Source organism: Gemmobacter nectariphilus DSM 15620 (genome assembly GCF_000429765.1).
Classification (GTDB): domain Bacteria; phylum Pseudomonadota; class Alphaproteobacteria; order Rhodobacterales; family Rhodobacteraceae; genus Wagnerdoeblera; species Wagnerdoeblera nectariphila.
Genome location: NZ_AUCM01000004.1, coordinates 270,156 through 293,229 on the forward strand (window position 1 = coordinate 270,156; position 23,074 = coordinate 293,229).

Annotated in this window: 24 protein-coding genes, 1 tRNA gene and 1 riboswitch; of the genes, 11 read left to right on the plus strand and 14 right to left on the minus strand. The window is 67.4% G+C overall.

Annotated features, from left to right (window positions below; translation table 11 throughout):
• Positions 1-141: 141 nt before the first annotated feature.
• A riboswitch (glycine riboswitch) is annotated at positions 142-244 on the minus strand.
• 73 nt (positions 245-317) lie between these two features.
• Positions 318-887: a gamma-glutamylcyclotransferase family protein gene (locus G481_RS0104350; RefSeq protein WP_028028931.1), complete on the plus strand. Its 570-nt coding sequence runs from the start codon at positions 318-320 to the stop codon at positions 885-887.
• Here G481_RS0104350 and G481_RS22815 read toward each other — a convergent pair.
• Both G481_RS22815 and gltX read right to left on the minus strand, forming a co-directional pair.
• Positions 862-2,196, minus strand: coding sequence for an MATE family efflux transporter (locus G481_RS22815; RefSeq protein ID WP_035025073.1), 1,335 nt, complete (start codon positions 2,194-2,196; stop codon positions 862-864). The genes G481_RS0104350 and G481_RS22815 overlap by 26 nt on opposite strands.
• A gap of 105 nt (positions 2,197-2,301) precedes the next feature.
• A complete protein-coding gene (gene gltX / locus G481_RS0104360) occupies positions 2,302-3,624 on the minus strand; it encodes a glutamate--tRNA ligase (RefSeq protein WP_028028932.1) in 1,323 nt (440 codons plus the stop codon).
• Positions 3,625-3,698: 74 nt separating this feature from the next.
• On the opposite strand from gltX, the gene G481_RS0104365 reads away from it, so the two are divergent.
• Together G481_RS0104365 and G481_RS0104370 are read left to right on the plus strand one after the other, a co-directional pair.
• Positions 3,699-4,127 carry a metallopeptidase family protein gene (locus G481_RS0104365; RefSeq protein ID WP_084450619.1) on the plus strand — a complete coding sequence of 143 codons (429 nt, stop codon included), beginning with the start codon at positions 3,699-3,701 and terminating at the stop codon, positions 4,125-4,127.
• A 174-nt stretch (positions 4,128-4,301) separates the two neighbouring features.
• Entirely contained in the window at positions 4,302-5,225 is a 924-nt protein-coding gene (locus G481_RS0104370; protein WP_154664519.1) for an MBL fold metallo-hydrolase, read from the plus strand.
• Here G481_RS0104370 and G481_RS24985 read toward each other — a convergent pair whose 3' ends face one another.
• From G481_RS24985 to gph, 3 genes are all read right to left on the minus strand, one after another.
• A complete protein-coding gene (locus G481_RS24985) occupies positions 5,226-6,131 on the minus strand; it encodes a TPM domain-containing protein (RefSeq protein WP_051294296.1) in 906 nt (301 codons plus the stop codon).
• Complete coding sequence (locus G481_RS0104380) at positions 6,128-7,513, minus strand: pyridoxal phosphate-dependent decarboxylase family protein (protein ID WP_028028935.1); 1,386 nt, start codon at positions 7,511-7,513, stop codon at positions 6,128-6,130. The genes G481_RS24985 and G481_RS0104380 overlap by 4 nt, the downstream gene beginning before the upstream one ends.
• 62 nt (positions 7,514-7,575) lie before the next feature.
• Complete coding sequence (gph, locus tag G481_RS0104385) at positions 7,576-8,223, minus strand: phosphoglycolate phosphatase (RefSeq protein WP_028028936.1); 648 nt, start codon at positions 8,221-8,223, stop codon at positions 7,576-7,578.
• Positions 8,224-8,445: 222 nt separating this feature from the next.
• Here gph and G481_RS0104390 point away from each other — a divergent pair.
• A tRNA-Val gene (locus tag G481_RS0104390) sits at positions 8,446-8,521 on the plus strand.
• Position 8,522: 1 nt separating this feature from the next.
• Here the strand turns inward: G481_RS0104390 and G481_RS26615 are convergent.
• Positions 8,523-8,768, minus strand: coding sequence for a tyrosine-type recombinase/integrase (locus tag G481_RS26615; RefSeq protein ID WP_245594922.1), 246 nt, complete (start codon positions 8,766-8,768; stop codon positions 8,523-8,525).
• A 71-nt stretch (positions 8,769-8,839) separates the two neighbouring features.
• Between G481_RS26615 and G481_RS26620 the strand changes: the two genes are divergently transcribed.
• Positions 8,840-9,124: a hypothetical protein gene (locus G481_RS26620; protein WP_028028938.1), complete on the plus strand. Its 285-nt coding sequence runs from the start codon at positions 8,840-8,842 to the stop codon at positions 9,122-9,124.
• Between the two features lie 213 nt (positions 9,125-9,337).
• The gene (locus G481_RS26850; protein ID WP_281171636.1) at positions 9,338-9,472 is read left to right on the plus strand and encodes a hypothetical protein; all 135 of its coding nucleotides are present in this window, start codon (positions 9,338-9,340) and stop codon (positions 9,470-9,472) included.
• A 31-nt stretch (positions 9,473-9,503) separates the two neighbouring features.
• Here the strand turns inward: G481_RS26850 and G481_RS0104410 are convergent, their stop codons facing one another.
• Both G481_RS0104410 and G481_RS0104415 read right to left on the minus strand, forming a co-directional pair.
• On the minus strand, positions 9,504-9,698 hold the full coding sequence (locus G481_RS0104410) for a hypothetical protein (protein ID WP_154664520.1): 195 nt from the start codon (positions 9,696-9,698) through the stop codon (positions 9,504-9,506).
• A 525-nt stretch (positions 9,699-10,223) separates the two neighbouring features.
• The gene (locus G481_RS0104415; RefSeq protein WP_028028940.1) at positions 10,224-10,430 is read right to left on the minus strand and encodes a cold-shock protein; all 207 of its coding nucleotides are present in this window, start codon (positions 10,428-10,430) and stop codon (positions 10,224-10,226) included.
• Positions 10,431-10,923: 493 nt separating this feature from the next.
• Here G481_RS0104415 and G481_RS0104420 point away from each other — a divergent pair, with 493 nt between their 5' ends.
• The 4 genes from G481_RS0104420 (at position 10,924) to G481_RS22825 (ending at position 12,890) form a co-directional block, all read left to right on the plus strand.
• Positions 10,924-11,349: a hypothetical protein gene (locus G481_RS0104420; RefSeq protein WP_028028941.1), complete on the plus strand. Its 426-nt coding sequence runs from the start codon at positions 10,924-10,926 to the stop codon at positions 11,347-11,349.
• Positions 11,350-11,576: 227 nt separating this feature from the next.
• Positions 11,577-11,864: a 50S ribosomal protein L28 gene (rpmB, locus tag G481_RS0104425; protein WP_028028942.1), complete on the plus strand. Its 288-nt coding sequence runs from the start codon at positions 11,577-11,579 to the stop codon at positions 11,862-11,864.
• A 101-nt stretch (positions 11,865-11,965) separates the two neighbouring features.
• Complete coding sequence (locus G481_RS0104430) at positions 11,966-12,313, plus strand: hypothetical protein (RefSeq protein WP_028028943.1); 348 nt, start codon at positions 11,966-11,968, stop codon at positions 12,311-12,313.
• 73 nt (positions 12,314-12,386) lie between these two features.
• Positions 12,387-12,890: a copper chaperone PCu(A)C gene (locus G481_RS22825; RefSeq protein ID WP_051294297.1), complete on the plus strand. Its 504-nt coding sequence runs from the start codon at positions 12,387-12,389 to the stop codon at positions 12,888-12,890.
• Positions 12,891-12,987: 97 nt separating this feature from the next.
• Here G481_RS22825 and G481_RS0104440 read toward each other — a convergent pair whose 3' ends face one another.
• The 4 genes from G481_RS0104440 to moaA form a co-directional block, all read right to left on the minus strand.
• Complete coding sequence (locus G481_RS0104440; protein ID WP_028028944.1) at positions 12,988-14,208, minus strand: MFS transporter; 1,221 nt, start codon at positions 14,206-14,208, stop codon at positions 12,988-12,990.
• A gap of 330 nt (positions 14,209-14,538) precedes the next feature.
• On the minus strand, positions 14,539-15,180 hold the full coding sequence (locus tag G481_RS0104450; RefSeq protein WP_028028945.1) for a DsbA family oxidoreductase: 642 nt from the start codon (positions 15,178-15,180) through the stop codon (positions 14,539-14,541).
• Entirely contained in the window at positions 15,177-16,715 is a 1,539-nt protein-coding gene (locus tag G481_RS0104455) for a class I adenylate-forming enzyme family protein (protein ID WP_035025077.1), read from the minus strand. The genes G481_RS0104450 and G481_RS0104455 overlap by 4 nt, the downstream gene beginning before the upstream one ends.
• Positions 16,716-16,925: 210 nt before the next feature.
• A complete protein-coding gene (gene moaA / locus G481_RS0104460; protein WP_028028947.1) occupies positions 16,926-17,930 on the minus strand; it encodes a GTP 3',8-cyclase MoaA in 1,005 nt (334 codons plus the stop codon).
• A gap of 85 nt (positions 17,931-18,015) precedes the next feature.
• On the opposite strand from moaA, the gene G481_RS0104465 reads away from it, so the two are divergent.
• The gene (locus tag G481_RS0104465) at positions 18,016-18,492 is read left to right on the plus strand and encodes a hypothetical protein (RefSeq protein WP_154664521.1); all 477 of its coding nucleotides are present in this window, start codon (positions 18,016-18,018) and stop codon (positions 18,490-18,492) included.
• Positions 18,493-18,769: 277 nt separating this feature from the next.
• On the opposite strand, the gene topA is transcribed toward G481_RS0104465, so the two are convergent.
• Together topA and dprA are read right to left on the minus strand one after the other, a co-directional pair.
• The gene (gene topA / locus G481_RS0104470; protein ID WP_028028949.1) at positions 18,770-21,397 is read right to left on the minus strand and encodes a type I DNA topoisomerase; all 2,628 of its coding nucleotides are present in this window, start codon (positions 21,395-21,397) and stop codon (positions 18,770-18,772) included.
• A gap of 343 nt (positions 21,398-21,740) precedes the next feature.
• On the minus strand, positions 21,741-23,003 hold the full coding sequence (gene dprA, locus G481_RS0104475; protein ID WP_051294298.1) for a DNA-processing protein DprA: 1,263 nt from the start codon (positions 23,001-23,003) through the stop codon (positions 21,741-21,743).
• Positions 23,004-23,074: the final 71 nt, after the last annotated feature.

Below are 23,074 nucleotides of genomic sequence, written 5' to 3' on the forward strand. Positions count from 1 at the left end.
ACTCTGGCCGGTCGGAATTGGACACGGCACCGCACGGGCAGGCCGATCCCCACCCTTCGATGCCCCCTCTGTCCCTACCCCGAACGGGGCGCCTGAGATCGTTATCCCTTCGGCGGGCGCGGTGCGCCACTCTCCAGAGTTCCTTGCAGGATGGTCCCTTGCGCCTGAGAGTTTACCGGGGCGGTTGCTCCTTCGGCACCGGCAAGGGGTTGCCCCCGCACCGGATTCTCCCGATCCTGTGGTTCATCCTCTAGCCCGCCGCCCGGCGCGCTGGCAAGGGGATTCGGATTGGCGCTTCGTGAAAGGAAACCGCGGGAATGGCGCATCACTTCTTTGGCTATGGCTCGCTGGTAAACCGGGCAACCCATGCCTATCCGGGCGGCCAACCGGCGCGGCTGGACGGCTGGCGCCGGGTCTGGGTGCATGTCGCGGCGCGCCCGCTGGCCTATCTGTCGGTCGAACCCGCGCTGGGCCTGTCCATCGACGGGCTGGTGGCCGAAGTGCCGGGGGGTGACTGGGCGGCGCTGGATCTGCGCGAACATGCCTATCTGCGCCATGCCGTCGAGGCCGAGACCGGGGCAGGGCGGCTGCCTGCGCAGGTCTATGCCGTGCCCCGGGCCGAGGCGCTGGCGCCGGGCCTGCGCAATCCGGTGCTGCTGTCCTATGTCGATGCGGTCGTGCAGGGCTTCCTGCGCGAATGGGGCGAAGAGGGCGCCCGGCGGTTCTTTGCCACGACTGCCGGATGGGAGGCCCCGATCCTGAACGACCGCGCCGACCCGCGCTATCCGCGGGCACAGCGCCTGTCCGCATCAGAAACCGCGCTGGTCGATGCCGGGCTTGCAGGTGTCGGCGCCCGGCTTGTCACGGCGCCGGCGGCGGCACCCTGACCAGCCGCAGCGCCAGCCACAGCGACAGCAGACCAAACACCACCCCGGTGAAGGCCTGCCCCCACATCACCCCGATGGCCCCCGCCATGCGCGCCCCGATCCAGACCGGGATGATCGTCCCGATGGTGCTGCGCACCCAGTTGGTCCAGGTCGAGGTGAACGGCCGACCAAGGTTGTTGAACGCCGCATTGGCAACGAAGATGATGGCAATGAAATACCACAGCGCCGCCAGCGGGCCGCAGAACAGATAGACCAGCTCGCGGGTCAGCCCCTCGGCATGGAAGGCATCGGCGATCGGGGCGCGCAGCACGAACAGGATCAGCGAGACCAGCCCCACGACGATGCCCGCAAACCCCAGCGAGGCAAAGAACGCCGCCCGCACCCGCTCGGGCCGTCTGGCGCCATGGTTCTGGCCGATGATCGGTCCGATGGACCCGGCCAGCGCGAAGATCACGCCAAAAGCCACCGGCGTCAGCCGCCCCGCGATCGCCATGCCCGCGACCGCCGCCTCGCCGAAATCCGACATGGCGCGGGTGACCAAGGCATAGCCCAGCGGGGTTGCGATCTGGGCCAGAATGGCGGGAACGGCAATGCGCGAGATGGGCCGCACATCGGCGATCATGTCCCCCCAGGTGGTGCGCACGAAGCCCTTGTAGAACCGGTGCACCTGCCAGGTGGCCACCCCGGCGATCACGATGCGCGAGGCGATGGTTGCAATTGCCGCCCCCGTCAGGTCCATGTCGGCCCACAGGATCAGCACGGGGTTCAGGATCGCGCTGATCCCCGCCCCCCACAGGGTCGATGACATCGACCGCCGCGCATCGCCATGCGCGCGCAGAATGGCACCGCCCACCATGCCGACCTTGAGGAACGGCACCGACAGGATCACCACGGCCAGGAAATGGATGGTCTGGTCATAGACCTCGCCCGTCGCCCCCAGCGCGCTGACCATCAGCGGCAGCAAGGCCCACGAGGCCAGCATCACGATCACCCCGAAGATCGCCGACAGGATCACCGAATGCGTGGTCTTGCTGCGCACCTCGGCCGCATCGCCTGCACCGACCGCCATCGCCACCACGGCCCCCGCTGCCACGGACATGCCGATCCCGAACGAGATGACCAGGAACATGATCGTGCCGCCATAGCCGATGGCCGCCGCCAGTTCCGGCCGCGCCAGCATGGATATGAACAGCATGCTCATCAGATCGACGATGAACACCGCCATCAGCCCGACAGAGCCGGTCAGCGACATCACCGTCACATGGCGAAACAGATTGCCTTCCAGGAACTTCGCGCGCCTTGCCTGCATACTCTTGACCCTCACCCTTTCGCCTTGAGGAAAATATCCTCGGGGGAGGGGACGGGGGAGGGGGCAGACGGCCCCCTCCCCGGGGCCGGGTGCCCCGCGGGCGGCTTACAGGGCGCGCACCACCTGCAACAGCGGCATCAGCGCGGCCATTTCCGGCCCGTGGTCCATGCCCGTCAGTGCCCGGCGCAGCGGCATGAACAGCCCCTTGCCCTTGCGGCCCGTGGCGGCCTTGACCGCGTTGGTCCACTGGCCCCAGCTGTCCGGCCCCCAGGGCCGGGCAGGCAACAGGGCCAGCGCCTCGCGCACGAAATCGGCGTCCTCCGGGGCGATGACCGGATCGGCGCCATCGCGGCACAGGGTCCACCAGCGGTCCAGATCGCCGAGAACGTCGATGTTCTGGCTGGCAACCGCCCAGAAATCCGGCTGCACATCGGCCGGCACGCCAAGCGCGGCCAGCCGGTCCGCCACGGCCTCCAGCGGCAGGCGCTGGACCCAGGCGCGGGTCAGGGGTTTGAGATCCTCGGCATCGAACTTGGTGGGCGCGGCGCCAAAGCTGCCGATCTCGAACCCGTCGATCAGATCCTGGATCGACCCTGCCAGCTCCACCGGCTTCGACGATCCCAGCCGCGCCATCAGCGACAGGATCGCCATCGGCTCGATCCCGTTCGCGCGCAGATCGCGCAGGCTGAGCGTGCCAAGGCGCTTGGACAGCGCCTCGCCCTGCGGGCCGGTCAGCAGCGAATGGTGGGCAAATTCGGGGGGCGTGCCGCCCAGCGACTTCATGATCTGGATTTGCGTGGCGGTGTTGGTCACATGGTCGGCGCCGCGCACGATATGGGTGACGCCCATGTCGATGTCATCGACCGACGAGGCAAAGGTATACAGCACCTGCCCATCGGCCTTGATCATCACCGGATCCGAAACCGAAGCCGCGTCGATGGAAATCGGGCCAAGGATGCCGTCGGTCCATTCGATGCGCTCTTGATCCAGCAGATAGCGCCAGTAGCCTTCGCGCCCTTCGGCGCGCAGGCGGGCCTTGTCCTCTTCGGACAGCTTCAGCCCCGCGCGGTCATAGACCGGGGGCTTGCCCATGTTCAGCAGCTTCTTGCGTTTCAGATCCAGCTCGGTCGGGGTTTCGAACACCTCGTAGAACCGGCCCTTGGACTTGAGGTCTTCGGCGGCTTCCATATAACGGCCGATCCGCTTCGACTGGTATTCGATCCGGTCCCAGGTCAGGCCAAGCCATTCGAGATCCTGAAAGATCCCGTCGATATATTCCTGTTTCGAACGTTCCTGATCGGTGTCGTCCAGCCGCAGGATGAACGTGCCGCCCTGCTGGCGGGCGATCATGAAGTTCATCAGCGCGGCACGCAGGTTGCCGATATGCAGATAGCCGGTGGGCGAGGGGGCGAAGCGGGTAACGGTCATGGGCGACTCCGGGTGCAGGCCGCTACCTTTCACAACCGCCGGGAAAAGTCCATATCGGGACAGGAGGTGCCGCCATGACCACAGCCGATAACCCCGCGCCCGACTGGACCGGCCTTGCCGCGCCCGGCCTTGAGGATCTGGAACGCATGGCGCATGGCGCCGTCGCGGGCCTGCCCCCGATCTATCGCCAGGCCGCCACCCAAGTGGGCCTGCGGATCGTCGATTTTCCGCCGCAGGACATTCTGGAGGCGATGGATATCGACGACCCCTACGAGTTGACGGGCCTCTACGAAGGCACGCCGCTGCCGGAAAAGTCCGTCTCGGACCAGCCGATGGGCCCCGATGTGATCTGGCTGTTCCGCCGGGCAATCCTGGACGAATGGATCGACCGGGGCGATGTGGCGCTGGCCGATCTGGTCGGTCATGTGATGGTGCATGAGCTCGCGCATCACTTCGGCTGGTCGGACGAGGAGATCGCCGCGATCGACCGCTGGTGGGAATAGCGCCCATGCGTTGAGGCGCCGGCGGATTGGTTGATCGGTGCATTCATTTTGCTGCCCGAGTCATCCGCGCCGGGCTTTGGCGCGTAAGCGATAGTGTCAAAGGCTGACCGCACGCCAGTGTCGACACCAGCCGGGCACGACGACACCTGTTTCGGACCAAGGGGAGAATTCTTGATGACAATTCGACTGACCCGCCGCCGCGCGATCGCCGCTGCCGCTGCCGCGCCGATGGTGGCCGCCGCTGCCCCCGCCGCCATGGCCGCCGCGCCCTTGCAAGGGCCCTCGTCGCGGCTGGCCAACCGCTTTGCGCTGGGAACCTTCGAGGTGACGGCGCTGATGGCCGGAACCCGGACCGTGCCGAACCCCAAGGAGATTTTCGGCCTCAACGCCAGCGAGGAAGACTTTGCCGCTGCCTCGGCCGCCGCCTTCATTCCGACGGACAAGGCGCAGTTCTTCTTCACGCCGACGCTGGTGAACACGGGGGCCGAGCTGATCCTGTTCGATACCGGCGTTGCCGCAGCCGGAACCGTGGCTGCGCTGGAACAGGCAGGGGTGACGCCCGATCAGGTCGATGTGGTTGTGCTGACCCACATGCACGGCGATCATATCGGCGGGCTGATGGCGGATGGCGCGCCGACCTTTGCCAATGCCCGCTATGTCACTGGCGCCATCGAGCATAACCACTGGTCCAAAGCCGGCAACGAAGGGTTCGACAAGTCGGTCAAGCCATTGAACGACAAGATGACCTTCCTGGACGATGGCGGGTCTGTCGCCTCGGGGGTGACGGCCGTGCTGGCCCATGGCCATACGCCGGGGCACATGGGCTACATGATCGAAAGCGGCGGCGAGCGGGTGATGCTGATTGCCGATACGGCAAACCATTTCATCTGGTCGGTGCAGAACCCCGACTGGGAGGTTCGCTTTGACGCCGACAAGGCGCAGGCGGCCGCGACGCGGCGCAAGGTGTTCGGGATGCTGGCGGCCGACAAGGTGCCCTTCATCGGCTATCACATGCCGTTCCCGGCCTTGGGCTATGTGGCGGCGGATGGTGACGGCTTCCGCTATGTTCCGGCGTCCTATCAGACGATGCTGGACTGATTACCACCGCCCGGTGGCGCCGCCCCCCGAAGAGCGGCCGCCACCGAACCCGTCCGATCCGCGGCCGGTGCTTGCGCGCGGCGCGGGGACAGGCTCGTGCCGGTCGTCGTGCCAGCCGCAGGCGGGGCAGCGGCGGCGGATCAGGCGCTGTCCCCCGGTGGTCTTGCCGGGGGATCTGTCCATGCTGGTTTCAATGACAATGCCGGCGGCGCCGCAGCGCGGGCAGGGGCGGCGGCTGGCAAGGATGTCGCCGATCCGGTGCCGCGCGCCCCAGCCCATGCGGGCCATGATCAGCGCGACAAAGGCGGCAAACATGCCAAGCCCTGCCCAGTCGGTCGGGTCGTCAGGGGCGGCAAGCTCGGGCAGCGACTCATAGGGCTGGCCTGCCAGGAACGGACGGATCAGGTGATCCTCCAGCCCCGCCACCCCCGCCTCCAGCCCGCCGGCGTAGTCATCTTCGGCAAAGCGGGGCACCATCAGCGCATCCATCACCCGCTGGGCGCGCCCGTCCCAGACCGGCGGATAGCCCGCACCGAGGGCGATGCGGGCCTCGCGGTCGTCCACGGCCAGAACGATCAGGATACCGTCGTTGCGATTGGCAGCCCCGATGCCCCAGAGGTTGAAGAGATCTTTCGCAAAGGCCTCGATCCCGTCCCACTGGCCGTAATCGGCCCGGCGGCGGACCGTGGAGATTGCCACCTCGGCCCCCGGGTCGGTCCGCAGCGCCTGCAAGGCGGCCGTCAGCCGCCCCTCGGCCGCATCGTCCAGAACCCCGGCAAAATCGCTGACATAGGGCGTCAGCGGTTGCGGCAGGTCCGCGCGGGCAGGGATCGCAAGGGCAAGCACCGCCAGCAGGACCAGCGCCAGCCGGGCCATGATGCCTTGCGCCCGGTCCCGCCGGATCACGCCAGCAACTCTCGCACCACGGTCGCGATCATCGCCACATCCTCGGCGGTGCAGTCGAACGCGCCGACCTGCACCCGGATCACATAGCGCCCGCGATGCCGGGTCTGGGTCAGATAGATCCGGCCATCGTCGTTGATGCGCTGAAGCAGGGCCTCGGTCGCCGCATCGCCTTCGGTCAGCGCAAAGGAGAACAGCGACAGCGAGGGCTCGGTCACGATCTCGACCCCCTGTAGGGCGGCCAGGTCATCGCGCGCCTGCCGCGCCCAGGCGACATGGTTGCGGATGCGGGCGCGCAGATCGCCAAGGCCATGGGCGCGCAGCAGGAACCACAGCTTCAGCGCCCGGAACCGGCGGCCAAGCGGCACGGTCCATTCGTTGAAGTTGACGATTTCCTCCTGGCCGGGCGTTTCCAGATAGGTCGGCCGCAACCCCATGGTGCGGATCTGCGCCCCCGGATCGGCAATGAACTGGACCGAACAGTCGAACTGCGCCCCCAGCCATTTGTGCGGGTTGAAGACCAGACTGTCGACCCCCTCGACCCCGGCCCAAAGGTCGCGAAACTCGGGGCAGATCATCGCGCTGCCGGCCCAGGCGGCATCGACATGGGTCGGCAGGCCCTCGGCCCTTGCCACGGCCACCACATCGGCCACCCGGTCAAAGGCGCCAACGCTGGTGCCGCCCGCGCAGATCACCACGCCGATCGGCAGATAGCCGGCGGCCCGGTCGGCGGCGATGGCACCGGCCAGCGCGCCGGGCTTCATGGACAGGGTGCTGTCGGTTGGCACCTTGACCAGATTGTCCTGCCCGATCCCGGCCAGCCGGGCGGCCTTGTCGACGCTGGAATGCGTCTCGGCGCTGGCATAAAGCCGCAGGCGCGGGGCGCCCGACAGCCCTTCGGCAATGCCCGTCCAGCCAAGCGCCCGCTCGCGCATGGTCAGCACGGCCGACAATGTCGCCGAGGTCGCGCTGTCATGGATCGTGCCGGTGAAGCGATCCGGCAGGCCAAGCGCCTTGCGCAGCCAGACCATCATCGCCTGTTCGATCTCGGTCGCGGCAGGCGCGGTCTGCCACAGCATTGCCTGGGAGGCCATCGCATTGGCCAGCTGCTCGGCCAGCATCGACACGGGCGCGGCATTCGCCGGGAAATAGGCAAAGAACCGGGGATGCTGCCAATGGGTCATCGCGCCGGGAACCAGGGTCTCGAAATCGTGCCAGATCCGCTCCATCGCTTCGGCGGCCTCGGGCGCCTCGGCGGGCAGGGCATCGCGCAGGGAACCGGGGGCGATGCTGGCGCGCACCGGGCGATCGCGCAGGCCCGCGTGATAATCATGCGCCCAGTCGGCCGCGCGTTTCGACCAGTCGCGCAGATCGTCATGGTTCATGGCTTGCCCCTTTCCGTGTTGCACGGCGCCATCTTGCACCGCCAGCGCGGCAGGACAAGCGGTCAGGCCAGTGCGGCGACCAGCGCGGGCAGCTGCGCGAAATCGTTAAAGGCAAAGCGATGCGGCAAGCTGGCAACCGGCGCCTTGCGATAGCCGGGGGTGAACAGCGCAAAGGGCACGCCGGCCGCCTGCGCGGTTTCGGCATCGACCTCGCTGTCCCCGACATACAGCAGGGGCGCCGCCCCCAGCGCGGCAAAGGCGGCATGCAGCGGGGCCGGATCGGGCTTTTTCACCGGCAGGCTGTCGCCGCCGATCACCGCGCCAAAGGGTGCCTCCAGCGCCAGGTCCGCCAGAATCTGCCGCGTCGCCGCCAGCGGCTTGTTGGTGCAAATCCCCAGCGGGTGCCCGGCCGCCCCCAAGACCGCAAGCGCTGCCTCAACGCCCTCATAGGGCCGCGTCAGCACCGTCGAGGCCGCCTGATAGCGCGCGACCATCGCGTCCACCATCGCCGCGTGCCGATCGGCGCCCAGCCCGCGAAATTCGCGCGCCTGCCGGACCAGCGCGGGAATGCCATGCCCGATGAAGCGGATCGTCTCGGCCAGCGTCAGCGCCTCGGCGCCCTCGGCCAACAGCACATGGTTCAGCGCGGCGCGGATATCGGGCGCGCTGTCGATCAGCGTGCCGTCCAGATCGAAGACAATGGCGGTCATGGCAGGAACTCCGTCACATGGCGCAGGCCTACACTGGCGCCGCCCCGGACAAAAGCCCGCTTCGCAGCGCGCGTCCTGACGGCCGATGCCTTTCACGCGGCCGATCCCTCGCGGGTTCGAAGGCAAGGCGATCCCCGCCACATCCGGGCCAGGCCTTGCCGGGGCGTCAGGTCTGCGGGCTTGCACCTGCCAGGGCCATCGGCTAGGGACGATGGCGCATGCGGGTGATTAGCTCAGTTGGTAGAGCGTCTCGTTTACACCGAGAATGTCGGCGGTTCGAGTCCGTCATCACCCACCACTCAACCACATGATATGAAACGAAAAGTGCGCGCAGGCGCGTCATGCTCCGAGGTTCGGCGAACCTTGCGCATCTTTTCGAAGTTCAGCGCCTTTGCCGCACGGGACAGGTGTTGAGGAGAGAATCGGGCATGGACCGTTGCCGTGATCTGCACATTGCCGTGCCCGAGATACTGGCTGATTTCCCCGATGGGGCCGCCGGCCTTGGCCATATGGACCGCTGCGGTGTGGCGCAGGACGTGCAGCATCCCGTCTTTCAGGCCTGCGTTTTCAACGGCCTTGGCAAGGCCCTTGCGGATCGACCGGCCCGCGCGAGCACATGATCGGACAGGCGCGCGTGTCTGGCGCTTTTCAGGGCGACGCGCAGCCTCGCGTTGATCGGGATGATCGCGCGCCCCTTGCAAGGCCCAAGCATGTTGCCGCGCAGGTTGACCTGTCCGCGCCCGAGGTCGACGCGATCCCATGTCAGGTCAAGGACCGCACCCACGCGCCTGGCCGTCGTCAGCATCAGCAGGATCGCCTGCTTGATGCGCGGCTGACGGTCTGCATCCAGCAGGCGCCGGATCTCGTCTCGGCTGGCCGTGATCTGACCCGGACACTCTGACGGTCAAACCCCGCTGCGGCGGGCTTTTTGCTGCGCATGAGAGACGATGACCGACCTCACCGCCTAATCCGGGACTGATCGAGACGATGAACCGGGCGATCGGCGGCGCCGCTACTGCGATGATCGCAGCCTTCGCTGGCCGCGCCATGTTCCACGCGGGCAAGGTGCGCGCGCGGCTGATCCTGTCGTGGGATCTGCTGGGGCCGCTGGCCGATGATCGGTGGCAGCGTCGGGGTGTATTTCGCATTCCCGCGCGAGGTCACGGTCGGGCTGATCGCCTTGCTATCCTGCCCGGGCCCGCGCGGTGCAGGGGCCGCGCTGGAATGCTGGGCGGCCCGCAAGGGCTGACTGCGATGCGGCCTTGCCAGGAGACGACGGATCAGCTGCGCCACTTCCAGAAAGGTTTGCGGCCCTGGTCATGTGCCTTTTCGCGTCTGGTGCATTGGGGTCGCTCCTCGGTGCCAGACCACGGTGGAACGGTCATCGCCTCGCGCGCGAGATCGGTCAGCCCATAGATCTGGATGTATTCCAGCAGCGCCCGTTCCAACAGCGCGATGCGGCGCTCCTTGTCCATCATAAGCCCAGACCCTTCTGATCAGCCCTGCCAGATTGCGGCGAGAATTCGTCGAAAATGAGGCGGGTGATCCGCGAATCCCGGCGGAACAAGTGCATTATTTCAATATATTAGCGCATGTAGAACCTGGTGTTGCGATTGCTTGCCAGGCTGATCGTCTGTCCGGCCGCATCGGCCGGCGCCCTGTGCGATGCGATCTGACCGACATCGACCGCTGCCGCCGCATTGTCGCCCGCTGCAGTGTGGGCGGGGTGATCCGGGCGGGTGGCTGGTGGGGCAGGGGCTGGCCGTCTCCGGCCGCCGCTATGGTCTCGCGTATGTCGAGGGTGAGACCGGCGCCCGCGCACCGTGGCATCTGGCGGGGGATTTCGCCATGCCGCGGGACTGGCGCTCTGGCAGGTCCGACCAGGCGATGCGCTGCGGGACCGAGCGTTGATCAGGATCTTGCAGGGTCGTTCTACGTATGCAGATAGAAATGGCGGGGCCGACACCTGCCAGCCCCGCCATCAGCGTTCTCGTCGGTGATCAGGCGAGTGCGAGGTTGATCGCGGACTCGCGACCATCGCGGCTGCGCTCGATGTCATAGGTCACGGCCTGGCCGTCATTGAGCTGACGAATTCCAGCGCGCTCGACGGCGGAGATGTGGACGAACACATCCTTGGAGCCACCTTCCGGCTGGATGAAGCCGAAGCCTTTGGTGCTGTTGAACCATTTCACGGTGCCATTGGCCATCGTGTCATTCCTTGTAACAAATGCCGCTCACGTCATGCAGCGGCCCGGCAAAGCTGAAGATCGAAGCTGAGCCGTAAGGAACAGGTCGAAAATTAGGCGTGCGACCCCTAGATAGGTGAGGAAAGGCAAGATTGCTAGGGGTGCAATTCCTTTGCTCGACATTTTGGTGGATCGGCGCGCCGCGCCGCGGCCGGTCCTAGGGGTCCGGCCATCCACTTCATGCGCCCTTGTCCGCCGAACCTGCCCGCGCCAAATCTGCGTGGCAGTTGTGCCGCCAAGGTCCGGTGCGAGTCGCGCCTCTGGCGATATATCGTCACGTTCGGGGTGACGCGGTTCTTGCACCGAGAATGTCGGCGGCTCGAGTCCGTCATCACTTACCATCTCCTCTAAGGTCCATGGCTCTACGGAACCGCCCCGCGTCTGCCGCGTTAGCAAGGCACGACCCCGCGACAGTGTGGTTGCGGGGGATCTTGGATCAGTAAGAGGTGACGCCATGAAAACGCTTCAAATCACCATGTTCGCGGCGGCTCTGGCCGCAACGGGCCTGCCCGCGCTGTCTCAGGACATGCCGAACGCCACCGAGGCCGCCCAGGCGAATGTGTGCCGCACTCTGCTGGGCTACGACGGGGCCGCGGTCGACATGGTCGTCGTTGCACCGAAAGGGCCCGCCGACATCGGCCTGACGCGCCTTGCCGAGCCTACGGATGGTCCGGTGCAGATTCGCGCCTTCGACATGGGCACCTGCCAGCCGGTCGCCGTGAAGGTCTGGGTGCAGGACCAGCTGGGCGAGATTGTCGAGGTTCAGGACAGCGACATGGCCAGCTTTGCCGCGGCAAACTTTGCCGAAGGGGTCAGCTACATCCGCGCCGAACGCGCGCTGGAGCGCGACCTGGGCTTTGTGGTTTCGGGCGCGCTGTGATCGGGAATCGGGCCGTGACGCCTCGTCGGCCCGTAACGGGGGAACCGGAACCTGGGGCATTTCCTGCCCGTCAAGCGCCGGTTCCCCCCGCTTTTCCCCGGATTCCCGCAGATGTTTCACCGGCCACGGGTTGACCTTGGGCCGGTTTCCCCATAAACGCCCCACAAGGAATTGGCGCGCTGCCTGACAGGCGGCGCTGTTCACTGTCGGATCGAAGGAAGAACACAATGTCGCGTGTCTGCGAACTCAGCGGGAAAGGCCCGATGACGGGCAACAATATCAGCCACGCCAACAACAAGACCCGTCGGCGTTTTCTGCCCAACCTCAACGACGTGACGCTGCTGTCGGACGTCCTTGGGCAGTCGTTCAAGCTGCGCATCTCGGCCCATGCGCTGCGCACCGTGGACCACCGCGGCGGCCTCGACTCGTTCCTGATGAAGGCCCGCGACGAGGAACTGTCGGAGCGCGCGCTGAAGATCAAGCGCGACATCCAGAAGGCTCAGGCCGCGGCCTGATCTGCGTCCGATTGTCACGCATTGTGGCCCTGCCGGCTGGCGGGGCCTTTTGCATTGCACCGGGCCTTGGCCGCACGATGCCCCGGTGCTAAGGACATCGCATGACCCTGCAGTTTCGCCTGATGTCCTGGCTGCTGTGCCTTGTCCTTGCGCTGACGAGCGGGACAATGGCGGTGGCGCGTGGCCAGATGGCGGCGGCGGGATCCATCGTCATCTGCTCGGGCTATGGCGTCATCACCGTGCTGGTGGACGACCGCGGCGAGCCACTGGGCACCGTTCACCCTTGTCCCGATTGCATCGCCGCCCATGTGGTGGCGCTGTTGCCCCCCGTGCCGGTGGTCGTTCGGCCGCTTGGCCTGTCGCGGATCGTCTGGGCGCCTGTGGCGACGGGTGCGGTCCCACTGTCGCCCGCCACGCCCAAGGCGCGCGGTCCTCCCTTGGCTGTCTGATCCGTTCCGACTGACTTAGACAGACTGCCGGCCCCTGCCGTGGCGACCGGCCCCTTGGTGCAAGGACATACCCATGATTCCGAAATTCCTGCTGACCGCCGCCCTGCTGGCCTTCGCAAGCCCCGTTCTGGCCGCTGATGGCGTGACCATCGTTGACCCCTATGCCCGCGTGATGGGCGCCAATGCCAAGTCTGGCGCTGCCTTCATGGTGATCGAGAACCATGCCGATGCCGACGACCGGCTGATCGGCGCCGCCTCGGACGTGGCCGAGCGGGTCGAGCTGCACACCCACAAGGCCGATGCCAACGGCACGATGCGCATGATGGAAGTGCCCGAGGGCTTTGCAGTGCCGGCGCATGCCAATCACGCTCTGGCGCGCGGGGGCGATCATGTCATGCTGATGGGTCTGAAACGCCCGCTGGCCCAGGGCGATACCTTCACCGTCACGCTGACCTTTGAACGCTCGGGCGAGGTGACGGTCGAGGTTCCGGTCGATCTGGAACGCAAGGCCGATCACGGCGCGATGGGCGGCCAGATGCAGGGCGGCCAGATGCCGGGGCAAAAGCACTCGCACTGACGCAAGCGGGCGGGCCTGGTTGCTGGCCCGCCCGTCTCATCCGTCCGATCATGGGGCGCGGCCGGTGTTTGAAAGCCAGGCGGCGCCCCTGCGGTCCTCAGCGCAGCTGGGGCGGCAAGGCCATCTGGAACAGCGCCGCCAGCCCGGCCAGCGTTGCCACCCCCAGCGCCAGCGGCCCGATCGTTCCGTCGAAGGCCAGCCCCAGCGGCACGGCCAGCATGACCCCCGCAACGGTCGCCAGCGCCGAGATGAGCGACGCGGCCATCCCCGCGACATGGCCCAAGGGCTCCATGGCGATCGCGTTGATATTACCCAGCGTGAAGCCGGTCATGAAGAACACGCCGCAGATCCAGATCAGGAACAGCACGAATCCCGCGCCCGCCGGCACCAGCCCGCTCAGCGTGGCCAGCGCCACACTGCCCGACGCCGCAACCTGCACCAGCAGTGCCACCCGCACCATGCGCCGCATGCCAAGCCGCATCACCAGCTGCGCGTTGAGCAGGCTCGCCGTCCCCGAGGCCAGCGCGATTCCGGCAAACCAATAGGGAAAGCTGTCGCCCCGGCCATAGGTCTGGTCGAACAGATACTGGATTTGCGACAGCGTGCCGAACAGCGCGGCGAACAGCATGGCCTGCATGGCGATCGACACCTGCACGGCCCGGTGGGCCATCACCTCGCGGCCGGCGGCCAGCAGCGGGGCGACCCGCATCGGGCTGCGCATCGCGCGGGGCAGGGTCTCGGGCTGGCGCGACACCAGCCAGATCATCGAGACGGCCGAAAACAGGATGAAGGCCGCGAAAATGCCGCGCCAGCCCCCCAGCGCGATGATCCAGGTGCCGACCAGCGGCGCAACGGCCGGGACCAGCGTGAAGATCATCATGGCAAAGGACATGATCCGCGCCATCTGCCGCCCCGAATACAGATCGCGCACCATGGCCACCGCCACGATTCGCGGCCCCGCAGCCCCCAGCCCCTGCACCAGCCGGCCGATCAGCACCGCCTCCAGCGTCGGACCAGCCCAGGCCATCGCCGCGCCGGCGCAATACAGTGCCGATCCGATCAGGATCATCCGCCGGCGACCGAAACTGTCAGAGAGCGGGCCGGTGACAAAGGTGCCCAGCCCCATGCCCAGAACGAAACTGGTCAGAATCAGCTGCGCCTTGCTTGGCATGTCCGGCGCCAGCTCGGCGCCGATCTCGGGCAGGGCAGGTAGCATGGCGTCGATGGAAAAGGCGATCGTGGCGAACAGCATTGCCATCAGGGCAATGAATTCCGGCAACGGAAGGCGGGGCGCGGTGGCAGAGGCAGGCTGGGTCATGTCCGTTTGCTTACGCGTGATGCGCGTCAGGAACCAGACCCCAGTTCAACCCCTGATCGCATGGCTGATCTGCGTCGGCTTGCCGCAGGCCGGACTTGACGTGATTATCTGACTCATTTACTCAGAAAATACCTGACAAAAGGAATCGGACATGCCTGTCTTCCTCGTCGCCGGCGTTCCCGTGACCGTTCCCGCGGCCCCCTTGCCCAGCAAGCCACCCGTCACCGGGCGCTGATCGCCCGCCATTTCGCCTTGATGCAAATATCCTGGGGGAAGGCGGGGCCGCGACACCGGGCGCATCAGTTGCCGGGGGCAAGGCCCCCTCGCGCATCAGTCTGCCTTCGCCTGAGCCGCGATCTCTTGCGCAACCTGTTCCCACAATTCCGGAGGCTGCGCCCCCGACACGACGTAATGCCGCGCGATCAGAAAGGTCGGCACCGCGCGCACACCCTTTTGCCGGGCATCGGCATCGCGGGCCATGATGTCGTCACGATCCGCGTCCGAGGCCAGCAGGCGCAACACGATCTCGCGGTCCATTCCAGCTTCGGCGGCAATGTCCGCCAGCACCTCGGGCTGCCCGATGTCGCGCCCGTCGCGGAAATAGGCGCGGAACAGCCCCGAGACCACGGCGGTCTGACACCCTTCCAGCCCTGCCCAGTGGATCAGCCGATGGGCATCCAGCGTGTTGGGCTGGCGTTCGATCTTTTCGACATTGAATTCCACGCCAGCCGCCTCGGCAGCTTGCTGCACGGCCAGATAGGCCTTGGCCGCGTTCATCTGGCCGCCGAACTTGGCCTCCAGGTAATCGCGCCGGTCCGCCCCGTCCTTGGGCAGATCGGGGTTCAGCTGGAACGGATGCCATTCGATGCGGAACGGGTGATCGCCGATCCGCTCCAGCGCGCGGTCCAGATGGGCCTTGCCGATCATGCACCAGGGGCAGACCGGATCGGAAAAGATATCAAGCGTGATCATCGGGTGCCTCCTTCGGGCGGGGTCCATCCCTGGCGCAACGCCTTGCGCGCCAGCTTGTTGTTCGCGCCCTTGGGGATCGCGGGCAGGGGGACGAACAGCCGGGGCTGCTTGTAACGCGCAAGCCGGCTTTCGGCAAAGGTCGCCAGATCTTCGGCCGGGGTTTCCTGCCCGGCATAGAACAGCGCGATCACGCTGACCCCGGGGCGCACCTCGACCTCGACGGCCGCCGATTCCTCGATGGCCGGATGCGCGTTCATCGCCCGCTCCACCTCCAGCGGCGACACACGATAGCCCCCGGCATTCATCATGTCATCGTCGCGGCCAAGATAGGTGATGGCACCGTCCTGCGCCATGCTGACCGTATCGCCGGTCAGGAACCACTCGCCCGCAAAGCGCGCGGCCGTTTCCTCGGGCTGGTTCAGATAGCCAAGGAACAGCCCCGGATCGCGGCGATGCACGGCCAGCGTGCCCGGCTCGCCCCGCGGCACCGGGATGCCGGCCGCATCCAGCACCGCCACCCGCCGCCCCGGCTGCGGATAGCCGCTGGCGCCGGCCGGGGCCGGATGGCCGGGCGCGGCCGAGATGAAGGTGGACACCTCGGACATCCCCAAAGCCTCGCAGATCGGCGTCCCGGTGGCCGCCTCCCAGTCGTGGCGCACGGCATCGGGCAGCTTTTCCCCGGCCGACAGGCCATGGCGCAGCTTGGGCAGGGCGGGCATCGGCTCTCTCAGCATTTGCCGATAAACGCCTGGGGCGGCTGCAAAAATCGTCGCATCGAACCGCTTGAGCAGCAAGGGCAGCTGCGCCGGCGTCACCCCTTCGGCCGGGATCAGCGCCTGCGCACCGACCGACCAGGGGTCCATCAACCCGGTGCCCAGCGTATAGGTCCAGTTGAAGGCCCCGGCATGCATCAGCCGGTCATTCTCGTGCAGACCATACCAGCCCTCATGCATCATCCGCCGGGCCCAGATGGCCCGATGGGCATGGGCCACCGCCCGCGGCCGCCCCGACGTGCCCGAGGTATAGATCAGATAGGCCAGCCGGTCCGCCGGCCCCATGTCCCAATCGCAAGGCGCATGGCTGCGCAGCGCGCGCAGCTCCTCCAGCCCCAACACCGGGCAGGCAGGCGCCCCCGGAACCGCCACACCCGGCGCTGCCACGATCAGGGCCGGGCGGATCTCGTCGGCGATCCGCTCGACCTCTGGCCCGGTCAGCTGGCTCGAGGTCGGCACAGGCACAAGGCCCGCGGCAATCGCACCCAGAAAGGTGACCGGAAAATCGACGGTATTGCCCAGCCGCATCAGCACCCGGTCTCCGGGCCGCAACCCCAGCGCCAGAAACCCCGCCCCGGTGCCACGCACGGCGTCAGCCAGCCGGGCATAGGACCAGCGCTCGGCCCCTGCCGGCCGCACGACCTGCAAGGCGATCCGGTCCGGCACCTGACCTGCGCAGCCCAGCACATGCGCCGCCAGATTGAACGGCTCGGGGCATGGCTCCGGCGCCCCGATATCCCAGACCGACAGCTGATCGTCCATGTTCCCCCCGCGCTTTGCCCCGGCCTAGCCCCGCCGCCACGCCAAGGCAAGAACCAGCCACATCACCTTCGCCAAATACCCCCGCCGGAGGCATCCGCCGCCAACCACCCCGCACGGCACCCCCATGCCGGGCACCACCGCCGCGCGGAACGCGCGGCCTGGCCCAAGGCCATGGGCCGCCCCGAGGGGCGGCGCAGGGGTGCGGGAGAGCTAGCCGCCGGTATGGCTCATGTGGCGGGTCATCTGCCCGCCGATCGCCTGACGGGAATAGTCGAAATCATGCCCCTTTGGCTTGCGGACAATCGCCGCGCGGATGGCAGCCTCCAGCGCCGCATCGTCGGTGCTGGCCCGCAAGGGCGCGCGCAGATCGGCCATGTCCTCCTGGCCCAGACACATGAACAGCTCTCCCGTGCAGGTCAGCCGCACCCGGTTGCAGCTTTCGCAGAAATTATGCGTCAGGGGCGTGATGAAGCCGATCTTCTGCCCGGTCTCTTCCAGCCGCACATAGCGCGCCGGGCCGCCCGTGCGTTCGGGCAGATCGGTGATCCGGTAGCGGCCAGCATAGCGCGCGCGCAGATCGTCCAGCGACCAGTATTGGTCCAGCCGGTCCTCGGCGCCCATGTCGCCCATCGGCATGACCTCGATCCAGGTCAGGTCATGGCCTTCGGCCGCGCACCAGTCTGTCAGGCTGAACTGCTCGTCCTCGTTGAAACCTTTCAGCGCGACGGCATTGATCTTGACACGCAGCCCGGCCTCTTTCGCGGCCTTGATCCCGTCCAGCACCTGCGGCAGGCGGCCCCAGCGCGTCACTTCGGCGAATTTCGCCGCATCCAGCGTGTCGAGCGAGACATTGACCCGCCGCACCCCGCACTCGGCCAACTCCCCGGCAAAGCGCCGCAGCTGGCTGCCATTGGTCGTCAGCGTCAGTTCCTTGAGCGCGCCGGTTTCCAGATGGCGCGACATGGCGCGGAAAAACGTCATGATGCCGCGCCGCACGAGGGGCTCGCCCCCGGTGATGCGCAGCTTTTCCACCCCAAGCCGGACAAAGGCGGAACACAGACGGTCCAGTTCCTCGAGTGTCAGAAGCTCTGCCTTGGGCAGAAAGCTCATATGCTCGGCCATGCAATAGACGCAACGGAAATCGCAGCGGTCCGTCACGGAAACCCGCAGGTAGCTGATGGGCCGGGCAAAGGGGTCGATCAGGGGCGCTGTCATGCCTGCAAGGTAGTCCCCGGCAGAGGGGCGCGCAAGGTCTGCACGGAGCGTTGGCAAGCGTCGGCGCCTTGGCTATTCTAGTCCCATGACCTTGCGATCCCTTGCCCTGTTCCTTGTGGCCATCCCCGCGCTTGGCGCCTGCGACCGGCTGGCCGGCCTGCGCGGTGGCGGCTGGTCTGATACGGCCGCGCCGGCGATGGCGCCGCATGCCCGCCCTGATGCCGCGCCTGCGGTGGTTGTGCCGAATGGGGCGCGGACGGCCGCGGCTTTTGACACCACGAGCGAGGCCGACAAGCGCGCCGCCCGCGCGGCCCCGGCAACGGGGCAGGTGCTGGGCAAGCTGGTGGTCAGTCTGGGCAATCCGGCCGAGCAGGGGTTCTGGTTGCGGTCTTCGCTGGTGAGCGGAGCGCGGCCCGGCGTGGTGAAGCTGGCCTCGGGCGCGACGGTGCAGGTGGACCTGCTGCCGGCGGCGGGGGGCGGGCCGCAATTGTCGCTGGCCGCCTATCGCGCGCTGGGGCTGGGGCTGACCGATCTGCCGACCGTCACGGTTCTGACGCGCTAGGGCGCGCTCCCGCACCCTTGCGCCGCCCTTTCAGGGCACCGCAAGGCTTTGGGCCGGGCCGCGCGTTCCGCGCGGCGGATGGTCCCGGCAGGGCAGTATCGCGCAGGGTGGTTGGTGGCGGATGCCTCCGGCGGGGGTATTTGGGGAAGGTGATGTCTCAGGGCGAAGGGCTGGCGGGGCCGTTTTGTCCGTTCTGGGCAAGCCCCGTCTGGAAAGCGTCTGTTGCGACGCCCGCTTGGAAATGACAGCGTCGCGTGGGAATTCGGTCCGAAGCCGGTCAGCCGGCTGCGGATTTCTTCGCCCTGGTCGTCTTGGTCGCCGATTTTGCCGCCGTTGATGCCGATGCCTTGGGCTTGGCAGCGGCCTTGGGCTTGTCGGTCTTGGGTTTTTCGGCCTTCGGCTTGGCTGTTTTCGCCTTGGTGCCCTTGCCGCCTTTGCTGGCCTTGGCCGCGATCAGGTCCAGCGCCTGTTCCAGCGTCACTGCCTCAGGCGTCATGTCGCGGGGCAGGGTCGCATTGACCTTGGCCCATTTGACATAGGGCCCATAGCGGCCCGCCATGACCTGGATCGGCCCGCCATCGGGGTGATCGCCCAGCGTGCGCAAGGGTTCGGTTGCGGCGCTGGCCGGGCGTCCGCCGCGGGCGGCCTTTTGCGCCAGAACCTCGACGGCGCGGTTCATGCCGATGGTGAACACCTCTTCGACATCGGGCAGGTTCGCATAGGTGCTGTTGTGCTTCACATAGGGGCCAAAGCGGCCGATCGCAGCCTCGACCGGGGCGCCGTCCTCGGGGTGGGCGCCGATCTGGCGCGGCAGCGAGAGCAGCTCGACCGCCCGCTCGAAGGTGAGCGCGTCCGGCGCCCAGCCCTTGGGCAGGCTGGCGCGGGGCGGTTTGGGGGTTGCCTCGGTCGCCTCGCCCTTTTGCACATAGGGGCCGAAGCGGCCGTTGCGCAACGTCACCTCGACGCCGTCAAGTTCGCCCAGCACCTTGCCATCGAGCGCGGCCGCCGGATCATCGGCCGCAACCGAGATCGGGCGCGTATAGCGGCATTCGGGGTAATTGCCGCAGCCGATGAAGGCCCCGCCCGAACGCGCGGTCTTCAGATGCAGCCGGCCCGAGCCGCAGACCGGACACGAGCGCGGATCCGACCCGTCGGCACGCGGCGGATAAAGGTGCGGCGCCAGGAATTCATCCAGCTTTTCCAGCACTTCCGAGATGCGCAGATCCGCCGTTTCGCCCACGGCGGCCGAGAAGTCGCGCCAGAACCGCGCCAGCACGTCGCGATAGGCGCGCTGACCGGCCGAGACATCGTCAAGCTCTTCCTCGAGGTCGGCGGTGAAATCATATTCCACATAGCGGCGGAAGAAGTTGGTCAGGAAGGCCGTCACCAGCCGCCCGGTATCTTCGGGGATCAGGCGGTTCTTGTCCTTGCGCACATAGCCACGGTCCTGGATCGTGGTGACGATGGACGTATAGGTCGAGGGACGGCCGATCCCCAGCTCTTCCATGCGCTTGATCAGCGTGGCTTCGGTGTAGCGGGGCGGCGGCTGGGTGAAATGCTGCTCGGGCGCCACGTCGCTCTTGTCGGCCTTTTCGCCCTGCATCACCTGGGGCAGGCGGCGGCTGTCCTCGTCTTCCTCGTCGTCGCGGCCCTCGTCATAGACCTTGAGAAAGCCGTCGAACTGCACCACCTGGCCGGTGGCGCGCAGTTCGACCTGGCCGTCGTTGCTGGCGAAATCGACCGTTGTGCGTTCCAGCCGGGCGGCGGCCATCTGGCTGGCGATGGTGCGCTTCCAGATCAGGTCATAGAGCCGGCGCTGATCGGTATCGGCGATGCGCAGCTTGTCGGGGCTGGCCGACATCTCGGTCGGCCGGATGCATTCATGGGCCTCTTGCGCGTTCTTGGCCTTGTTCTTGTACATGCGCGGGCTGTCGGGGACATAGGCGGCGCCAAAGACCGCCTTGATGGTATCGCGGGCGGCCATCACCGCCTCGGGCGCCATGTCGATGCCGTCGGTCCGCATATAGGTGATGTGGCCAGCCTCATAAAGCCGCTGCGCGGCTGCCATCGTCGCCTTGGAGCCCATGCCGAACTTGCGGCTGGCCTCTTGCTGCAGGGTCGAGGTCATGAAGGGCGGAAAGGGGTTGCGCGTTGCGGGCTTTGATTCGACCGACTTCGCGGTGAAGTCGCGTTTCTGGATGGCCGAGACCGCCAGCTCTGCTGCCTCGGCTGTGGCAATGTCGAACTTGTCCAGCTTCTTGCCGCCCAGCACGGTCAGGCGGGCGGTGATGTCCTGCCCGCGCGGCGTGGTCATCGTGGCGGTGATCGTCCAGTATTCGCGGGCGGTGAAGGCCTCGATCTCCATCTCGCGCTCGACCACCAGGCGCAGGACGACCGATTGCACGCGGCCCGCGGACCGGGCGCCAGGCAGCTTGCGCCACAGCACGGGCGAGAGGGTGAAGCCGACCAGATAATCCAGGGCGCGGCGGGCCAGATAAGCCTCGACCAGGGCGGTATCCACCTCGCGCGGTTTGGCCATTGCGGCCTGGATCGCGGGCTTGGTGATCGCGTTGAAGGCGACGCGGCTGACCTTCTTGCCCTTTTTCAGGCTGGGGGCCAGGGCCTGTTGCAGGTGCCAGCTGATCGCCTCGCCCTCGCGGTCAGGGTCGGTGGCCAGGATCAGTTCGTCATCGGTCTTGAGCGCCTCGGCAATCGCCTTGATGTGCTTCTTGCTGTCGGCGGCGACTTCCCATTTCATCTCGAAATCGTGTTCGGGATCGACCGAGCCATCCTTGGGCGGCAGGTCGCGGACATGACCATACGAGGCGAGGACCGTATAGCCCGAGCCGAGATATTTGTTGATGGTCTTGGCCTTGGCCGGGGATTCGACGACGACGACTGCCATGGATGCTTCCTTTGCCGACCCTCACGGTGGCCCGGGTAAATGAGGGAGCGGGGCAGGGGTTGTCAAGGAAGGCTGTGTGAGCGGCTGGCGCAAGGGGCAGGTTCGGGCGGCTTGCGGGGGGCGTTTCGCGACGGGGCGGGGCCAGAGTCCCTGCCCGCCGGGGCGGCGGTGATTGGGGATGACAGGTCCGGGTGGCGGCCGTTTGTCAAGGCCGGGCCAAGGCAGTTTGGGCCATCATGCAACCTGTCCTGTCGCCGCCCTGGCCGGCAAGGGGGCCATGGCTGCGGGTGGCCCTTGGGCCTGCGCCACGGGTGCGGCCTGGTCCTGGGGCCCCGGCAACCGCTTACCCCGTGCGGCTGAGCAGCCCGCCGGGGCGCCGCTCGATCCGGCCATCGAGTTCCAGTGACAGAAGTTCGGGCGCCACACGGGCGGCGGGCAAGGCCAGATCGCGGATCAGCTGGTCTTCGGCCAGCGGCGCGGTGCCCAGCCGGTCAAGGATCGTCTGGTGCAGGTTGCGAATTTCGCCCTGCGGGCGTGGTGGCGGCCCCGTGGGAATGGCGGCCAGCGCGCGGGCCGACAGGCTGGCACTGGCCGGGGCGATCACGCTGGCAGCGGCGCGGCTGGCAAGGGCGCGGGCCGACTGCGCAAGGCGGCTGGCGGCGGGGCGTTCGGGGTCTGGCGGGGGGCGGCGCAGTTCGGCCGCGCGGGCCAGCTGGGTGCCAAGCGCCTCGATCACGTCGTCGTGGCTGCGGATCAGGGTGCAGCCATCGCGGATCAGCAGGTTGCACCCGGCCGCGCGGGCATCGGCCGGGTGACCTGGGACCGCCATCACCTCGCGGCCCTGATCCAGCGCGTTGCGGGCGGTGATCAGGCTGCCCGAGCGTTCTGCAGCCTCGACCACAACGACCCCCAGCGACAGGCCCGAGATGATGCGGTTGCGGGCCGGAAAGTGGCGGGCCTGCGGCTCCAGCCCCGGGGGCTGTTCCGACACGATGGCGCCTTCGCCGGCAAGCCGCGCCGCCAGATCGGCATGTTCGGGCGGATAGACCACATCGGCCCCGCCCGCCAGAACCGCGACCGTGCCGGTTGGCAGCGCCGCCTGATGCGCGGCGGCGTCGATGCCCCGGGCAAGACCCGAGACCACGGTGATGCCAGCCTCGCCCAGGCCCTTGGCCAGACGCGCGGCCATGCGCTGCCCAAGGCTGGAGGCATTGCGCGCCCCGACCAGCGCGACCATCGGGGCAAACAGCCAGCAAGGATCGCCGCGCAGCCACAGAACCGGGGGGGCATCGGGAAGGTCTGCAAGGGCGGCCGGATAATCGGGCGTGCCATGGCACAGCATCCGCATCCGCGCCTTGCGTGCGGCGGCCATTTCTGCGGCCGCCACGCGCTCGGGGCAGGGCTCGTAGTTGGTGATGCCGGCGGCGCGGGCGATGTCGGGCAGGGCGGCCAGCGCCGCCTTGGCCGAGCCATGTTCGGCCATCAGCCGGTGAAATGTCGTCGGTCCAACCCGACGGGAGCGGATGAGACGGAGCCACGACAATCTGTCGTCTTCCGTGGTGGGTGGGGTGAAGGGTGTGTTGGAAGAAAACAAACCGTATTCCATCGCAACCTCATCTCATCCGCGAGGCCACACTGCACCGCCATTGGTTAACAGGCCGTAAAGCAAAACCGGGG

Bases quoted from the DNA above. Each gene is read 5' to 3' on its own strand.
- G481_RS22825 (WP_051294297.1), top strand. From the start codon at position 12,387: ATGATTCCGAAATTCCTGCTGACCGCCGCCCTGCTGGCCTTCGCAAGC.
- G481_RS0104450 (WP_028028945.1), bottom strand. From the start codon at position 15,180: ATGATCACGCTTGATATCTTTTCCGATCCGGTCTGCCCCTGGTGCATG.
- moaA (WP_028028947.1), bottom strand. From the start codon at position 17,930: ATGACAGCGCCCCTGATCGACCCCTTTGCCCGGCCCATCAGCTACCTG.
- topA (WP_028028949.1), bottom strand. From the start codon at position 21,397: ATGGCAGTCGTCGTCGTCGAATCCCCGGCCAAGGCCAAGACCATCAAC.
- G481_RS26620 (WP_028028938.1), top strand. From the start codon at position 8,840: ATGATCGGACAGGCGCGCGTGTCTGGCGCTTTTCAGGGCGACGCGCAG.
- G481_RS0104455 (WP_035025077.1), bottom strand. From the start codon at position 16,715: ATGGACGATCAGCTGTCGGTCTGGGATATCGGGGCGCCGGAGCCATGC.
- gltX (WP_028028932.1), bottom strand. From the start codon at position 3,624: ATGACCGTTACCCGCTTCGCCCCCTCGCCCACCGGCTATCTGCATATC.
- G481_RS0104380 (WP_028028935.1), bottom strand. From the start codon at position 7,513: ATGAACCATGACGATCTGCGCGACTGGTCGAAACGCGCGGCCGACTGG.
- dprA (WP_051294298.1), bottom strand. From the start codon at position 23,003: ATGGAATACGGTTTGTTTTCTTCCAACACACCCTTCACCCCACCCACC.
- G481_RS0104440 (WP_028028944.1), bottom strand. From the start codon at position 14,208: ATGACCCAGCCTGCCTCTGCCACCGCGCCCCGCCTTCCGTTGCCGGAA.
- G481_RS0104410 (WP_154664520.1), bottom strand. From the start codon at position 9,698: ATGGACAAGGAGCGCCGCATCGCGCTGTTGGAACGGGCGCTGCTGGAA.
- G481_RS0104365 (WP_084450619.1), top strand. From the start codon at position 3,699: ATGACCACAGCCGATAACCCCGCGCCCGACTGGACCGGCCTTGCCGCG.
- G481_RS0104420 (WP_028028941.1), top strand. From the start codon at position 10,924: ATGAAAACGCTTCAAATCACCATGTTCGCGGCGGCTCTGGCCGCAACG.
- G481_RS0104370 (WP_154664519.1), top strand. From the start codon at position 4,302: ATGACAATTCGACTGACCCGCCGCCGCGCGATCGCCGCTGCCGCTGCC.
- G481_RS0104350 (WP_028028931.1), top strand. From the start codon at position 318: ATGGCGCATCACTTCTTTGGCTATGGCTCGCTGGTAAACCGGGCAACC.
- gph (WP_028028936.1), bottom strand. From the start codon at position 8,223: ATGACCGCCATTGTCTTCGATCTGGACGGCACGCTGATCGACAGCGCG.
- G481_RS0104430 (WP_028028943.1), top strand. From the start codon at position 11,966: ATGACCCTGCAGTTTCGCCTGATGTCCTGGCTGCTGTGCCTTGTCCTT.
- G481_RS0104415 (WP_028028940.1), bottom strand. From the start codon at position 10,430: ATGGCCAATGGCACCGTGAAATGGTTCAACAGCACCAAAGGCTTCGGC.
- G481_RS26615 (WP_245594922.1), bottom strand. From the start codon at position 8,768: ATGCTGCACGTCCTGCGCCACACCGCAGCGGTCCATATGGCCAAGGCC.
- G481_RS0104465 (WP_154664521.1), top strand. From the start codon at position 18,016: ATGACCTTGCGATCCCTTGCCCTGTTCCTTGTGGCCATCCCCGCGCTT.
- G481_RS26850 (WP_281171636.1), top strand. From the start codon at position 9,338: ATGATCGGTGGCAGCGTCGGGGTGTATTTCGCATTCCCGCGCGAGGTC.
- rpmB (WP_028028942.1), top strand. From the start codon at position 11,577: ATGTCGCGTGTCTGCGAACTCAGCGGGAAAGGCCCGATGACGGGCAAC.
- G481_RS22815 (WP_035025073.1), bottom strand. From the start codon at position 2,196: ATGCAGGCAAGGCGCGCGAAGTTCCTGGAAGGCAATCTGTTTCGCCAT.